A 15759-nucleotide genomic window follows, 5' to 3' on the forward strand; every position below is an offset into this window, starting at 1 on the left:
TCCCTCCCTTCAGGGAGGGAAGGACGTCAAGGCCAAAGCGATTTATCCACAGCTGTTTAAAGACCTGAATCCGGAAAAAACCTATTTGGATTTCTATCGTCAAAACCTGCCGGTGGTGCCGAACGGTACGTTCTATACTTATCCGCGATAAGGAATGATTGATAAAGCGGCAAGCCTATGCGCTTGCCGCCTTGTCGCTTTTCAGACGGCCTGATGCCGCGCATGGTATGATTCGCCCTGTGTGGCCAGAGTCCGTTTTTTCAGACGGCTTCATCAAAAGGCCGTCTGAAAAAACGGTTTCTTACCTTTATCCCATTCATTTTAAAAAAATTCATCATGACCCCTACCGCCGCCGATATTGTCAAAAACCAGCGCGCCTTGGAGCGCAAACGCTGGTTGGTTGTTTGTTCTTTTTTAATCGTCAGCCTGATTGGCTTTGTGTTTGACATCGCGACCGGCCCTTCTATGTTGCCCGTAAGCGAGGTGGTGAAATCGCTGCTGAACATGCAGGGTGCGGACGAAATGAGCAAGGTGATTGTGTACGATTTGCGCCTGCCGATGGCGGTGATGGCCTTGGTGGTCGGCGCGGCCTTGGGCGTGGGCGGTGCGGAAATCCAAACCCTGCTAAATAACCCGATGGCCAGCCCTTACACGTTGGGTTTGGCGGCGGCGGCCGGTTTGGGTGCGTCGCTGGTGATTGCCTTTGGCGACTTCGGTTTGCCGCATGCGTTTGCCGTGCCGATTGGCGCGTTTGTGATGACCATGCTGGCGGCGGGGGTGTTGTTTGCGTTTGCTTCCATCCGCCGCTTCAATTCGGCCATGCTGGTATTGGTGGGGATTGCTTTGTTGTTTTTGTTTCAGTCGATTTTGTCGCTGATTCAGTTTATTGCTGCACCGGAAATTTCGCAGCAGATTTTGTTTTGGCTGTTCGGCAGTTTGACTAAGGCAACGTGGGAAACGGTTATCGTCACTACCGTGGTGACCGCCGTGTGCGTAAGCCTGTTGGTGAAAGATGTATGGAAACTCACCGCCCTGCGTTTGGGTGAAGAGCGCGCCGCCGGTTTGGGCATCAACCTGCAACGCCTGCGCATTCAAACCTTGGTGCTGGTGGCGATTATGACCGCCACGGCGATTAGTTTTGTCGGCGTAATCGGCTTTATCGGCTTGGTCGCGCCGCATGTGGCACGCATTCTGCTCGGCGAAGACCAGCGCTTTTTCCTGCCCGGCTCGATGCTGGCGGGCGCGGCGTTTTTGTCGGTGGCGAGCGTGTTGTCGAAAGTGATTATTCCCGGCGCGCTGTTCCCGGTGGGGATTGTGACCTCGTTTGTCGGCGTGCCGTTTTTCTTTTGGATTGTGTTGACCAAGCGATAATTCTCAGACAACTTATTTTTAATCAGGCCGTCTGAAAGAAATGACATAGAGAGATAAACCAATGAAGCCTGTTTACCGTATTTTAGCCGCCGCCGTATTCAGCCTAGCCGCGCTCACCGCGCAAGCCGAAGTGAAAACGCTCACCGATGTGCGCGGGCGTGAAGTGCAAGTCGATGTGCCGGCCAAGCGCGTGGTGCTGGGCTTTTATTATCCCGATTACATCGCCGTGACCGGTGCCGATAAGTTTGAAAACGTGGTCGGCATTTCGCGCGAATTTTGGGAAAAGTTCAACCCCGGCAGTTGGTCGCTTTATGCTGCTAAAATCCCGTCGCTGCAAAACATCGGCGACATCGGCAATGTGAACACCGGCACATTTTCATTTGAAAAAACCTTGGCGATGAAGCCCGATGTGGTGGTGTTGGCCGATTGGCAGTATGACACCTTAAAAGAAGAAATGCCGCGTTTTGAAAAAGCGGGTATTCCGGTGGTGGTGGTGGATTTCAACGCGCAAACGGTCGAACGCCACACCGCCAGTGCCAAGCTTTTCGGTGAAATCGCTGGCACGCCAGAACGCGCCAAAGAAGCTGCCGACGAATATGCGAAGGGCATGGCCGACATTCAAAAACGCGTGGCCGGAGCGGGCAAGCCCAAGCCGAAAATCTACATTGAGTTCGGCGATAAAGGCCCGGCCGAACACAGTTTCACCTTCGGCAAAAACATGTGGGGCGCGATTGCCGATACCGTGGGCGGCGACAATATTGCCGCGCCGTTTATCCAAGACTGGGGGCCGATTAACCCCGAGCAGTTTCTTGCCGCCAAGCCCGATGTGGTGATTATTTCCGGCACCGAAGTCGGCCTGAAGCAGCCCACTTCTATGGCGATGGGCATTGACATTGCCGCCGACGAAGCGCAAAAACGCCTGAAAGGCTTCACCGAGCGCGCCGGTTGGGCAGACATTCCGGCCATTCAAAATGGCCGCGTGTTCGGCATTTACCACACCGCATCGCGTTCGCTGTCGGACTTGGCATCCGCCCAATTCATCGCCAAAGCGCTGTATCCCGAAGCCTTTGCCGATGTGAATCCGGAAGAAACCTACCGCGCGTTTCACCGCAAATATCTGCCGGTTGAGCCGCAAGGCACATTCTTTATCCACTTGGGCTGCGACGGTTTGGACGATTGTAAAAACCAAGCCGCTGCCGATGCTGCGCCTGCCCAAGCCGAGCCTGCTGCCGAATTATCCTTGTGGCAGCGTATTAAAAACTGGTTTGCCGCCCTCTTTGCTTAAGGCCGTCTGAAATGATTCAACTTGAAAACGTACACATCCGCCGCGGCAGTTTCGTGGTGGCCGACCAAATCAATCTGGCCTTTGAGCCGGGCAAGGTGTACACCATCCTCGGCCCCAACGGCACGGGCAAATCATCGCTGCTGAAAACCCTGTTCGGCGAAGTGGCGCACCAAGGCAGCATCCGCTACAAAGACGAGCATTTGAGCAAACTCACCCTGCAAAGCTGGCGCAAACGCATAGGCTATATGCCGCAAAACACTTTTGCCGAAGCCGCGTTGACCGCCTTGGAAGTGGTGCTGCTCGGCCGCATGGACGGCTTGGGGCTGCATGTTGGCGACGAGATGCTGCACGAAGCGGCCGGCATCATGGAATCGCTCGGCATTGCCCATCTGGCGCATCATGATGTGATGAACTTGAGCGGCGGCCAGCGGCAATTGGTGATGTTTGCCCAAGTGATGATGCACCGGCCGGAAATCCTGCTGCTCGATGAGCCTGTGTCCGCGCTGGACATGCACCATCAAATCAACCTGCTTGAGCGCGTGGTCAACTACACCCACGCCAACGGCCTGACCACGCTGATGGTGTTGCACGATTTGAGTTTGGCCGCGCAGTTTTCAGACGGCATCGTGTTAATCGGCGGTGGCAAAGTGCATGCCGAAGGTGCGCCGAAAGACGTGTTGCAGCCCGAATTAATCAGCCAGCTGTATCAAGTTGATGTCGAATTATTGTATGACCGCTTCGGCGCACCGGTGATCCGCCCTTTACGAAACAGGCCGTCTGAAAGCAGCCAAACCTTTACCGCTTAATGTGTTTGAATCCATAAAAAGGAAACTGAAATGAAAAAATCCCTGTTTGCCCTGTTGCTGACTGCTTCTGTCAGCGCGTTTGCCGCCAACCACGAAGTAAAAATGCTCAACAACGGTGCCGATGGCGGCATGGTGTTTGAGCCGGGTTTTGTTAAAGCCGCTGTCGGCGATACCGTCACCTTCAAGCCAACCCACAAAGGCCATTGGGTGCAAAGCAAAGCCGTGCCGGAAGGTGTGGAAAACTTTTTGTCGGAAGAAGATCAAGAATTTACCCTGAAGCTGACCAAAGAAGGCGTGTATGTGTACACCTGCCCGCCGCACCGCATGATGAACATGAGCGGCGTGATTCAAGTCGGCAAGCCGGTTAACAAAGCCCAAGCGCAAGCGGCGGTGGACGAAATGGAAAAACGCGCCATGCAGAATAAAGGCCGTCTGAAAAAATATTTGGAACAAGTAAAATAATCAAAGGCGGGTTTCCCGCCTTTTTTGTATTGTTAACCATCAAAAGACCCAACCATGCTCACCATTACCACTTGCCGCTGCTATTCCGAACCACCGCCGAACTTAATCCCCTTGGCGCAAGCCCTGCAGCAACGCGGCATCGATACCCATTTCGACACTTGGCAAAACGCGCCGCAAACGCCGTTTATCCTGCCCTTGTGCGCATGGGACTATGCCGACCAACCGGCTTCGTTTGCCCAATGGATAGATGCTGCCGTCGGCAACGGCCAGCATTTTCTCAATCCGCCCGAACTCATGCGCTGGAACATGAACAAGCGCTATCTCACCGATTTGGCCGCGCAGGGCATCAATGTGATTCCGACCGAATTTCTGCCGTGTGACGGGCAGTTTGGCGAAGCGCACAGGCAAGCCTTGCAAGATATTCTGTCCAGCAAACAATGGCCTGAAGCCGTGGTGAAACCCGCCATCGGCCAAAGCGGCAAAGGCGTGTGCAAAATCCGTGCAGGGGAAGCGTTGGGCGAAGCATGGGCAGACAGCGACATTTCAGACGGCCTGATGGTGCAGCCCTATATCCGCGACATCGAACAAGCAGGCGAAACTTCGCTGGTGTGTATCAACGGCCGCTTCAGCCACGCCGTGCGCCGCCAGCCGCCACAAGGCGAATGGCGCGCCAATTCCGCTTACGGCGTGACCATCTTGCCGGTGAATCCGCCCGATTTTGCCGTCGCCAATGCCGAAGCCGTGTTGCGCACCTTGCCCACAATGCCGCTGTATGCGCGGGTGGACGGCACCCTTATCGGCGATACTTTTCTGCTCAATGAATTGGAATTGATCGAACCGGCGCTGTATTTACACACTTGCGAGCCGGCGACTGCACGTTTTGCCGAAGCCGTGGCGGCGCGGATTGAAGCCATTCAGCGTGGGATGTGAAGTTGTGGCGGCTGAAAGAGATTTTGACTCAAGCCGAATGTGTAGAAAATAACCGCATTGGATTTGGCAAAGCAATTTTACCTATCCCAGCAACTGATCCCCTCTCCCGTCTGGCGGGAGAGGACTAGGGAGAGGGTGGCTTGGTGATGAGCAATGATTTTGCTTTAAAGTCCCATAAACAAAAGGCCGTCTGAAAACGCATAACGCTTTCAGACGGCCTTTGTTCTGCACAAAAATTACCCCTGTTTTGCTGCCCATTCTTCAGGGGTTGCGGCTACGGAAATCGACAGGGCGTGCAATTCATTGCTGGCCAATTTTTCTTTCAAACCGTCTTTAATCAAGCGGTGGCGCGCCAAACGGGCTTTGCCTTCGAATGCGGATGACACAATCACGGCAAAGAAATGGTGGCCGTCGCCTTCCACTTCAACGTGTTGGCATGGCGCCACGGCTTCAATCATGGCTTTGACTTGTTCGGGGGTTAACATGGCGTGTTCCTTTGTTCAGATGATGGCTGCACATTATACAGAATAATCTTTTGAAATGAATGATAAAAGGCCGTCTGAATATTCAATGTGCCATTCAGACGGCCTGTTATCAACCACGCGCCCACACGTTTTCCACCATTTTATCCACAGGCTCGCGGCAGCCATCGGCCAGCCAATTGGCCACTGCGGCGGCGGTGTCGGGAAAGTGCATCGGTGCGGGGTTGGGGCGTTGCAGCCATTGGTGCAAGGTGTCGGCATCGAAGTGATGCATCACATCGGCAGCGGCCATGGTTTGCAATATTTTGGCGTTAGATACTTGTTCTACTTGATTATCCAGCGGTCGCACCAGTAATTTTTTGCCCAGCGCCATCACTTCGCTGCACAAGCCGAAGCCGGCATTGCAAATCACGCCGCTGCATTCGGCGGTGTCGCGCGGAAAAGCGGTGCGTGAGAAAGGATGCACTTCAATCAGGCCGTCTGAAATCATGTTATCCACAGCCGCGTAAATCCGAAAACGCTGCTGCGGTGCGCTACGCAGCCATGCTTGCACTTGCGCCAAATCTTCAAACGGCAGATACACCAGCACAAAGCCTTTATCGTCAATCGGATGCGGATTGGCCTGAATCAGCGGCGGCAGAATCGGTTGGCCGAATGATTGCCAATGTACGCCCAAATAATCGTCGGCAGGGGCAAAGGCGTTCAAACCGTAGGGCAGCAGCGGTGGTGGTGGCACATCGGCCAGCGGATACAAGAGCGCATATTGGTGCGCCAAACCGACCGAGCGCACACCCTGCCGCCGCGCCGCCCATGCGCTCACGGGTTCGAAATCGGTCAGCACCAAATTGTAAGCGCGCGTGTCCAAGGCCAACACATCCTGCACAAAGCGGTAAGGGCGGGCATCGGCCAAGGTGTCGAAATAGCGCACGCGGCCTTCCTGCATGCGGTAGGTGAAGCCGCGAAAGGTGCGGTAATCGCCGAAGCATTCCATATCAAAATAGGCGTTTTTATCGCGACCGCTGAACACAAAATCCACTTCAATCCCCCGCGCCTGCAACGCGGGCAGCATGGCGCGGGCGCGGGTAATGTGGCCGTTGCCGGTGGCTTGTACGCCATACAAAATCTTCATTTTTTCAACCCATCACATAAAGCGCCGTCTCGCCGCATAATACGCCCAAGGCAGCACCGGCGGCAATGTCGGAAGGATAATGCACGCCCAGCATAATGCGCGATAAACCGATGAATACTGCCAGCACATAAGCCACCGGCGCAAACATCGGGAAAAAGGCCGCAATCAGTGTGGCGAACACAAACGCAGCGGCGGTGTGCCCCGATGGAAAACTGAATTTGTCCGAAGGCGTAATCAGCGCATTCAAATCGCGCACGCCTTTTTTCGGCCGGTCGCGGCGGATGCTGTTTTTCAGCACCCAATACAACGGCAATTCCAAGGCATAAGCGGCCAAACCGGCGTAAAAAAAGGCAGCTCCTGCTGCGCCGCCCCAAAGCCAAACCATCAAACCGACCGCCGCATACAAAGGCCCGTCGCCCAAACGCGAGATTTGGCGGCTGATGAACCCGATGGCGCGGATGCGGCTGTGGCGGTTGAGCCAAAACAATAATTCGGTGTCGATTCCGTGAATTTTCAATAAGGCAGACGGCGTTTTCATGGGGCGCTCCTTTTTTGGTTTCTCATTGATTTATGGCCTTATTATGGGCAAAAGATTGTGTCAGCAGCATGACAAGGCTGAAAAGTGATGATGCAGCGTGGGCAAAGCGAGACAGGCCGTCTGAAAGGTAGATGATTCTTTCAGACGGCGAGACCTTTGCACAATCTCAAGAACCACCAATAAAAACCCTAAAGGCCGTCATTCCCGCGTAGGCGGGAATCCATCGTAGCCTCTAAGAAACCTATTTTATTCAAAAGCTTGTTATTCTTAAAAATGGATTCCCGCCTACGCGGGAATGATGGCGGTTTTGTGTGTGCAAGCTTTTGAAGGAGTTTTACAAAGGTCTCGGCCTGAGATAACTTAAAAATCATCTCATCAGATGAAATTTCGCTCAAAAACGATTACAATGAGTTTCTTAATAAATAAAAATCACAATCAAATTTATTTAACCCTGTTTTCGGAGCCGATTTATGATTATTTCATCCGCAAGTGATTACCGCGAAGGCGCGCGCCGCCGTCTGCCGCCATTTTTGTTCCACTACATCGATGGCGGTGCCTATGCCGAACGCACGCTGGAGCGCAATGTGTCCGACTTGGCCGACATCGCCCTGCGCCAACGCGTGTTGCGCGATATGTCCGAGCTGGATTTGGGCATTGAATTATTCGGTGAAAAACTGACCATGCCCGTCGCCCTGTCGCCCGTCGGTCTGACCGGTATGTACGCCCGCCGCGGTGAAGTACAGGCTGCGCGCGCTGCCGACAAAAAAGGCATTCCGTTTACCTTGTCGACCGTATCCGTGTGCCCAATTGAAGAAGTGGTGCCGCAGATTCAGCGGCCGATGTGGTTTCAGCTTTATGTGTTAAAAGACCGCGGCTTTATGACCAACGCCTTGGAACGCGCCAAAGCCGCCGGCTGCTCGACACTGGTGTTTACCGTCGATATGCCCACCCCCGGCGCACGCTACCGCGATGCCCATTCCGGCATGAGCGGCCCCAACGCCGCCATGCGCCGCTACCTGCAAGCCGTGTTGCATCCGCAATGGGCATACGATGTCGGCATCCACGGCAAACCGCATGATTTGGGCAATATTTCCAAATACATGGGCAAAGCCGTTGGCTTGGAAGACTACATGGGTTATCTCGGCGCCAACTTCGATCCGTCGATTTCGTGGAAAGATTTGCAATGGATTCGCGATTTCTGGGAAGGCCCGATGATCATCAAGGGCATTCTCGACCCCGATGATGCACGAGATGCGGTGAAATTCGGCGCCGACGGCATTGTCGTGTCCAACCACGGCGGCCGCCAGCTCGATGGTGTGTTGTCGTCCGCCCGCGCCATGCCCGCCATTGCCGATGCCGTGAAAGGCGACATCAAAATCTTAGCCGACTCGGGCATCCGCAACGGCCTCGACGTGGTGCGCATGATTGCTCTTGGCGTCGACTGCACCATGATTGGTCGCGCCTTTATCTACGCGCTGGCGACCGACGGCGAAGCCGGTGTCGCCAACCTGCTGAATCTGTTTGAAAAAGAAATGCGCGTCGCCATGACCTTGACCAGCTGCCGCAACATCAGCGAAATCACCGCCGATTGCTTGGTACAGGCGGAAAATGTGCTGAAAAACCCGAATGCTTTGCGTGAAGTGTTGGGTGGTGAGTAATTGAATTAGTAGTTTGAGAAGAAGGAAAAGGCCGTCTGAAAGTTTGTCTTTCAGACGGCCTTGTGTTGTCTGCAGGTTATGCCGGTTAATCATTTATGTGACATTAAAGAATTGAGTCAAATCAAAAAATTTTATTTTTTACAACTTATAGGCTTGTCAAAACATACAATTTCGATTAATTTATCAATTAAGATATAAGAATAAAAACATATATAAAATAGATAATGTAATTTGGATTCACGCTTCTTCCTGACAATCCAACCAGCGAAGGATCGGTTATGAACAAACTGACCAAATTAGTAGGGTTTGCTCTTGCTGCGCTTGGTGTGGCGTATGGCGGCAGTTTTGCATTGAATGCGTACCGTACCGAAAGTGTGCAGCACGAGATTGATTTTAGCGATACGCAAATCCGCCGCGGTGAATATGTGGCGCGGCTGGCGGATTGCTATGCCTGCCACACCGCACCGCAAGGGCAACCGTTTGCAGGCGGTTTGGCCATGCATACACCGATTGGCGCGATTTACAGCACCAACATCACCCCCGACCCTGAAACGGGTATCGGTTCTTACAGTTATGCCGATTTTAAGGCGGCCGTGCAACACGGTATCGCGCCTAACAGCAAACCGCTTTATCCAGCCATGCCTTATACGTCTTATGTGGTGATGTCGGATGAAGAGATTCAAGCCATGTATGCCTATTTTATGAAAGGCGTTTCCCCGGTCAAACAAGCCAATGCTGACAGCACGATTGCGCCGGTGTTGAATTGGCGCTGGCCGCTGGCTTATTGGCAGGCGGTGTTTGCGCCCAAGCGTGAATTTGTCAGCCTGCCCGAAAGCAATGCCCGTGTGAACCGCGGTAAATATCTGGTGGAAGGCGCAGGGCATTGCGGCGCCTGCCATACACCGCGTGGTGTAGCGTATCAGGAAAAAGCCTTGAGCGAAGACGGCACGCATTTCTTAAGCGGCGCGGTGATTGACGGCTGGCGCGCAAAAAGCTTGCGCGGCGATGCCCGTGGTTTGGCTTCGTGGAGCGCGGAAGAGTTGGCCGAATTCTTCAAAAGCGGCCGCACCGACCGCAGCGCGGCTTTTGGCGCGATGGCCGAAGTGGTGGAACACAGCACCCAATATTGGAACGATGAAGACATCGCATCAATGGCGGAATATTTGAAAACGCTGCCTGCCGCCGCCAATCAGGAAACCAAGCTGGCCGACAAACCGGATACCACGACTGATATGCTGCGCAGCGGGCAATACGCCAACCGCGGTGCCTTATTGTATGCGGAACACTGCATGGCCTGTCATCGCGCCGACGGCAACGGCGTAGCCAGAATTTTCCCGGCACTCAACCGCAACAGCGCCGTGTATTCGCAACAAGCGCAGTCGGTGATTCAGGTGACGCTGGAAGGCGGCCGTTCGCCGCATACCCGACATGATGTCATGACCTTCAGTATGCCGGCCTTTAAGCATTTGAGTGATGATGATGTAGCGGATTTGGTGAATTTCGTGCGCAACGGTTGGCACAACCAAGCACCGGAAATCAGCCGCAAAGAAGTGGCGGAAATCCGCCGGTTCGTCAACAGCAAGGCACCGAATATCGTGCCGGCCCATCACCAACAAGGAGCGCATCATGAATAAATCTATCCTTTGGGCTGCCGTATTGTCGGGATTGGTTTTGTCTGCATGCGGCCAACCCGCTGCCGAAACCGCGCACAACGGCGCCACTACCCAAGCGCAAACCTATCCGATTGTGACCGGTAAAGGTGCGGATAAAAAAGTAGTGGGCGAATACACCGTGCCTTCTGATGACGATATCGACAAACAACCCAATGCCGCGCAAATCCGCTATGGTCAGCGTTTAATGAATGAGACCAAGCGCCTGTTGCCGCAGCATGTGGGCAGCCATATGAACTGCAGCAGCTGCCATATCGCACAAGGAAAAGTGCCGGGCGGCAATCCGTATATCAATACCTACAATTCTTATCCGCGCGTGATGCCGCGCCCGGGTAAAGAAATTGATTTGGTCGGGCGGATTAACGGCTGTTTCCAACGCTCGATGAACGGCAAACCGCTGCCTAAAGACGGCGAAGAAATGCAGGCCATGATTGCCTATATCAAATGGATGGGGCAAGGCGTGCCGAAAGGGCAGCGTGTGGATATTCAAAACGCGGTCGATATCGACACCAATCTGGTGCCGGATCCTGTGCGCGGCAAAACGCTTTACGCCCAACATTGCGCCGCCTGCCACGGCAGCAATGGCGAAGGTAAAAAAGACGGTTTGGGGCAATATGCGTTTCCGCCGCTGTGGGGCGACGAATCGTTCAATATCGGCGCAGGCATGGCGCGAACCTATAAAGCCGCCGCGTTTATCAAAGCCGCTATGCCGATGGGTGTGCAAACACATGGCATGTGGGGCGAGGGCGGTGTATTGAGTGACCAAGATGCGGTGGACATTGCCGAATATTTTACCCATCAGCCGCGTCCTGATTTTGCCGGCAAGGTGAATGATTGGCCGAATGGCGGTAAGCCGAAAGATGCACGTTATTGATGATTAGGCCGAGACCTTTGCAAAACCCTAGATTTGAGTGCAGTTCAAAGTTATAGCAGCGCAGAAAGCGCAGACATATCACTTAGATAGGCAAGCTTTCGAGCAGCGCATAACGAAGAAATGTGCCAAAGATGGGGATTTTGCAAAGGTCTTAGGCCGTCTGAAAGATAATTTTTCAGACGGCCTTTTACTATTTATTGTTTCCCCGACACTTTCACCCACAAGGCCGTCTGAATGAAATAAGCTGCCGAGAACACGGCCAGAAGCCATTGGAAGGCGGTGGTGTATTGTTGCGGTGATGACGGCAGATAGAGCATGCCGCAGCTGGCCATCATCATCAGCAGGCTGGCGGCGGCACCGTAAAGCAGTGGGTGGCGGCGTTGGGATGCTGTGGTTTTTGCCGGTTGCGCGCGGGTGGTTAACCGCACATCATCACTGCCGTAGGCATCGTGATACAGGCGTTCAGACGGCCTGTTGCTTTGCGGTGCCTGTTGGTAGGTCAAAAAGGTGTACAGCAGCAAACACGCCGCCCATAAGGGGATGAACACGGTAAACAAGTGCATACCGGCAGCCAGCAACACCGCGGCCAAGGCCATGCCGCACACCCACACCGACCAGGCGGCGCGGTTGTTTTGGTCGCGGCGGCCGTGGCGCCAAAACGGGGCGATACCGAGCTTGGGCAGGATAAAATGTTCGGCGGCGATAACCGCGCCCACGGGCGCGGTGAGAATATTGAAATAGGCCATCAAATCCAGCCATTTCAGGAAAATCAGCGGCAAACAGGCAATCAGCGTGGTGACGGCGCCGACCACGGCAGTGGTTTTCGCCAGCGACCAACGCGGCAAAAAGGCGTGAAAGGCCAAGCCTGCGCGGTACAGGCTGGGTGCGGCGGTGGTAAACGAAGCCACTACCACGGCTGCGGTGCCCGCTATGCCCAGCACCGGCACGACCACGCCGCCGATGTCGAGCTTGCCGATGTCGGTTTGCAGCAAAGCCGCGCTGGCCGCACCGAGCATACCGGCAGTCAGCCACGCGACAAAATGGCCGCCGTATGCGGCAAAGGCGGAAAATGCGCCGTAGCCCGGTTTGCGCGCGAAACGCAGCGTGCTCAAATCGCCCATGCCCAAATGCAGCGGCAGGTTCAGCCCCCATGCGAAAGCGGCAATCTGCCAAATGGTCAACGACGGGCTGCCGTCGGGCGTGTTGCCTGTCCACACATAGCGTTGCAGCGTTTCATAACCGTCCAACCCCTGCGCGCTGCCGATGGCCGTCAGATAAGGCCAAGCCGCCAATCCGCACACGGCAAAAACGGCAAACAGCCACGGCGCGCAGATTTTGGCAAACTTGGTCACGCGTGCAAAACCGCGCAACGCAATCCACACCGTCGCCAAACCAATCAGCAATACCGCCGCGACAAATACGCCGCTGGTCGGATACCACAGCACCTGCGGCGGCGCATCGGTTAAGCCGCGGATAGCAGCGGCGGAAATCGTCATCATGCCGCCGGCAATCACGGCGAAAATCAAGCCGCTCATCAAATTGTAGAAAAACACCAAGCGACGGCCGGCCACGCGTTCCAAGTATTGATACAGCGTCAGCCGCGAACGCACCGCCACCGGCGCGCATACCAATGCCCAGCTCAACACCGCCGCCAAATTGCCGATCAGCAGCCCTAATACAACTGTCGCCGGTGATGCACCCCAAGCGGCAAACGCCGCGCCGACGACAAATTCGCCGCCTGCGATGTGTTCGCTGCTGTAGGCGGCGGCAAAATGGCTGCGCCCGAGCAAGCGGTCGACAGGCACGCGGGTATGGGAAAATTCGCCGTCGTGTTCGGCAGCATGGGTGTGAGTAGATTGATTTTTTATCATGTTTGCGGTGTGTGTTCAGACATTAAATTATGGTGATGATTATAAGCTACAGGCCGTCTGAAAACTGTTTTTCAGACGGCCTGTTATATTACCTTAAATCAAATCTTTCAAGCGGTAAAGCGCATCCAAGGCTTCGCGCGGCGATAGGTTGTCAGGGTTGATTTCGGCCAAAGCGGCCAGCAATTCGCTCGGGTTTTCAGACGGCCTTTCAGTAAGGAACGCCTCAGTTTCAACATCATCCGCTTCAGACGGCATGGCTTGGAAAATATCCATTTGCGGTTGCTGGGCAGCGGCTTGTGTTTCCAAATCGGACAAATGTTTTTGCGCGGCTTTGAGGGCTCGGGTGGGCAGGCCGGCGAGTTTGGCCACGGCGATACCGTAGCTTTTACTGGCGGGGCCGGGCTGGATTTCGTGTAAAAACACAATGTCCTGCCCCTGCTCCAACGCAGAAAGGTGCATATTCACCGCGCTGGCATGGACTTCGGGCAGGCGGGTGAGTTCGAAATAATGGGTGGCAAACAGGCTGAACGATTTGTTTTTCTGCAGCAAATGTTCGGCGATGGCTTGCGCAAGGGCGAGGCCGTCGAAGGTGGAGGTGCCGCGGCCGACTTCGTCCATCAACACCAATGATTGCTCGGTGGCGTGGTGCAGGATGTAGGCGGTTTCGCTCATTTCCACCATAAAGGTCGAGCGGTTGGAAGCCAGATCGTCGCTGGCGCCGATGCGCGTGAAAATGCGGTCGATGGGGCCTATTTTGGCCGCTTCAGCCGGCACGAAGCAGCCGGTGTGGGCGAGCAGGGTAATCAGCGCGACTTGGCGCATATAGGTCGATTTACCGCCCATATTCGGGCCGGTGAGCAGCATCAGGCGGTGTTTGTGGTCGAAACGGGTGTGGTTGGGTGTGAAGTGGCGCACCTGCTCTTCCACTACAGGGTGGCGGCCGCCGTCGATTTCCAACACCGGATAATCGGCAAATTCGGGGCAGACAAAGCGGCGTGTGTGTGCGAGTGCGGCAAAGGTGGCCAACACATCGAGCGCGGCAGCGGCTTTGGCGGCTTTTTGCAGCTGCGACAAGGCTGTCTGAATCTCTTTGAGCAGGGTTTCAAAGAGCTGTTTTTCCAAAGCCAGCGCTTGCTCTTGCGCGGTCAAGACTTTGTCTTCAAACGCTTTCAATTCCGGCGTGATGAAACGCTCGGCATTTTTCAGCGTTTGGCGGCGTTGGTAGTCGGCAGGCGCTTGTTCGGCCTGCACTTTGGATAATTCGATGTAAAAGCCGTGCACGCGGTTGAACTCGACTTTTAAAGTGGACAAACCCGTGCGCTCGCGTTCGCGTGTTTCCAAAGCCAGCAGAAATTCGTCGCCGTGGTTTTGAATGTGGCGCAATTCGTCTAATTCGGCATGAAAACCGTGGTTCATCACGCCGCCGTCGCGCAGCCAGACCGCAGGTTCGGGCAAAATCGCCGCCTGTAATTGCTCGGCTATGGGCAGGGTGGCGGGGAATACGTTTTGCAGCGTTTCCAACAGGCTGCTGCCTTCGGTGGTCAATTCCAGTTTGGCCAATTCAAACAAGCTGTCGCGCAGCGCGGCCAAATCGCGCGGGCGGGCATTGCCCACCGCCACGCGCGCGGCGATGCGTTCGATGTCGGCAATGTTTTTCAGACGGCCTTGAATAGGGGCAAACTGCTCGGCCAAGGCAGACACAGCCTGTTGACGCGCGCGGATGTGGTCGCGGTTGCGCAAAGGGTGGTGCAGCCACATCGCCAATAAACGGCTGCCCATGTGGGTGGCGCAGCGGTCGAGCGTCGACATCAAGGTCGGCGCTTTTTTGCCGTTTAAGGTTTGGGTGATTTCCAGATTGCGGCGGGTGGCTGCGTCCATGCCGATAAACTGGCTGTCGGTTTCTAGGGATAAGCCGTCAAGGTGTTGCGGCATCAGGTTTTGCGTGAGGCGGATATAGTTGATGAGCGCACCGGCCGCCCCAATCGCCGCGGCGTGTTCGTCGGTTTCCAAGCCGAAACCGCGCAAATCTTGGCTGCCGAAATAATCGGTCAACAGCTTCACCGCCGTGTCGGGCGCAAACTGCCACGCATTCAGGCGCGTGAGGTTGGCGTTTTCCAAAGGCGGCAGGTTTTGACCGTCGGCCAGCAGAATTTCCGCCGCCTGCAAGCGCGCCAATTCGTCGGCCAACTGCGCCGCATCGACTTGCTTCACTTTAAATTCGCCGCTTTGCAACGATGCCCACGCCAAGCCGATGTGTTTTTTGCTGTGGTTGACCGCCACAATGCGGTTGGTTTCTTTGTCTTCCAAAAAGGCCGAATCGGTGAGCGTGCCGGGGGTGACAATGCGTACCACTTTGCGTTCCACCGGCCCTTTTGTTGCCCCCACTTCGCCGACCTGCTCGCAAATCGCCACGCTTTTGCCCATTTTCACCAAACGCGCCAAATATTGCTCGGCAGCATGAAACGGCACACCGGCCATTTTAATCGGCTCACCTTCCATCTGCCCACGCGTGGTGAGCGTGATGTCTAACAGCTTGGCCGCTTCCACCGCATCATCGAAAAACAGCTCGTAAAAATCGCCCATGCGGTAGAAAACCAATTTGTCGGCATGTTGCGATTTGATGCCGAGATATTGCTGCATCATCGGCGAAACGGTGGGTTTGCTCATGGAAAAAGCCTTGTGA

13 protein-coding genes and 1 pseudogene are annotated in these 15759 nt (G+C 54.9%); 9 read left to right on the plus strand and 5 right to left on the minus strand.

Features of this window, described 5'->3' with window-relative positions; genetic code table 11:
- Positions 1-31: 31 nt before the first annotated feature.
- From GJV52_RS05795 to GJV52_RS05820, 6 genes and pseudogenes are all read left to right on the plus strand, one after another.
- Positions 32-151: pseudogene (locus GJV52_RS05795) on the plus strand (ABC transporter substrate-binding protein); the annotation flags it as partial.
- A gap of 185 nt (positions 152-336) precedes the next feature.
- The gene (locus tag GJV52_RS05800) at positions 337-1371 is read left to right on the plus strand and encodes a FecCD family ABC transporter permease (RefSeq protein WP_100562746.1); all 1035 of its coding nucleotides are present in this window, start codon (positions 337-339) and stop codon (positions 1369-1371) included.
- A 61-nt stretch (positions 1372-1432) separates the two neighbouring features.
- Positions 1433-2656, plus strand: coding sequence for an ABC transporter substrate-binding protein (locus GJV52_RS05805; protein WP_095503557.1), 1224 nt, complete (start codon positions 1433-1435; stop codon positions 2654-2656).
- 11 nt (positions 2657-2667) lie between these two features.
- A complete protein-coding gene (locus tag GJV52_RS05810; RefSeq protein ID WP_095503558.1) occupies positions 2668-3462 on the plus strand; it encodes an ABC transporter ATP-binding protein in 795 nt (264 codons plus the stop codon).
- 30 nt (positions 3463-3492) lie between these two features.
- Entirely contained in the window at positions 3493-3924 is a 432-nt protein-coding gene (locus GJV52_RS05815; RefSeq protein ID WP_100562748.1) for a pseudoazurin, read from the plus strand.
- A 54-nt stretch (positions 3925-3978) separates the two neighbouring features.
- The gene (locus GJV52_RS05820) at positions 3979-4854 is read left to right on the plus strand and encodes an ATP-grasp domain-containing protein (protein ID WP_100562750.1); all 876 of its coding nucleotides are present in this window, start codon (positions 3979-3981) and stop codon (positions 4852-4854) included.
- Between the two features lie 236 nt (positions 4855-5090).
- Here GJV52_RS05820 and GJV52_RS05825 read toward each other — a convergent pair whose 3' ends face one another.
- From GJV52_RS05825 to GJV52_RS05835, 3 genes are all read right to left on the minus strand, one after another.
- On the minus strand, positions 5091-5339 hold the full coding sequence (locus GJV52_RS05825; RefSeq protein ID WP_095502638.1) for a BolA family protein: 249 nt from the start codon (positions 5337-5339) through the stop codon (positions 5091-5093).
- A 109-nt stretch (positions 5340-5448) separates the two neighbouring features.
- Positions 5449-6465 carry a glycosyltransferase family protein gene (locus GJV52_RS05830; RefSeq protein ID WP_100562751.1) on the minus strand — a complete coding sequence of 339 codons (1017 nt, stop codon included), beginning with the start codon at positions 6463-6465 and terminating at the stop codon, positions 5449-5451.
- A gap of 4 nt (positions 6466-6469) precedes the next feature.
- Positions 6470-7003: a phosphatase PAP2 family protein gene (locus tag GJV52_RS05835; RefSeq protein ID WP_100562753.1), complete on the minus strand. Its 534-nt coding sequence runs from the start codon at positions 7001-7003 to the stop codon at positions 6470-6472.
- A gap of 470 nt (positions 7004-7473) precedes the next feature.
- Between GJV52_RS05835 and lldD the strand changes: the two genes are divergently transcribed.
- From lldD to GJV52_RS05850, 3 genes are all read left to right on the plus strand, one after another.
- Positions 7474-8661 carry an FMN-dependent L-lactate dehydrogenase LldD gene (gene lldD / locus GJV52_RS05840; protein WP_100562755.1) on the plus strand — a complete coding sequence of 396 codons (1188 nt, stop codon included), beginning with the start codon at positions 7474-7476 and terminating at the stop codon, positions 8659-8661.
- A gap of 278 nt (positions 8662-8939) precedes the next feature.
- Positions 8940-10295, plus strand: a complete 1356-nt coding sequence (locus GJV52_RS05845; protein ID WP_100562757.1) for a c-type cytochrome — start codon at positions 8940-8942, stop codon at positions 10293-10295.
- A complete protein-coding gene (locus GJV52_RS05850) occupies positions 10288-11205 on the plus strand; it encodes a c-type cytochrome (protein WP_095502643.1) in 918 nt (305 codons plus the stop codon). Before GJV52_RS05845 ends, GJV52_RS05850 begins: the two co-directional genes overlap by 8 nt.
- A 194-nt stretch (positions 11206-11399) precedes the next feature.
- Here GJV52_RS05850 and GJV52_RS05855 read toward each other — a convergent pair whose 3' ends face one another.
- Both GJV52_RS05855 and mutS read right to left on the minus strand, forming a co-directional pair.
- Positions 11400-13076: a purine-cytosine permease family protein gene (locus GJV52_RS05855; protein ID WP_095502645.1), complete on the minus strand. Its 1677-nt coding sequence runs from the start codon at positions 13074-13076 to the stop codon at positions 11400-11402.
- Between the two features lie 93 nt (positions 13077-13169).
- Entirely contained in the window at positions 13170-15743 is a 2574-nt protein-coding gene (gene mutS, locus GJV52_RS05860; RefSeq protein WP_100562758.1) for a DNA mismatch repair protein MutS, read from the minus strand.
- Positions 15744-15759 lie beyond the last annotated feature (16 nt).

Source organism: Neisseria brasiliensis (assembly GCF_009671065.1).
Lineage (GTDB): Bacteria > Pseudomonadota > Gammaproteobacteria > Burkholderiales > Neisseriaceae > Neisseria > Neisseria brasiliensis.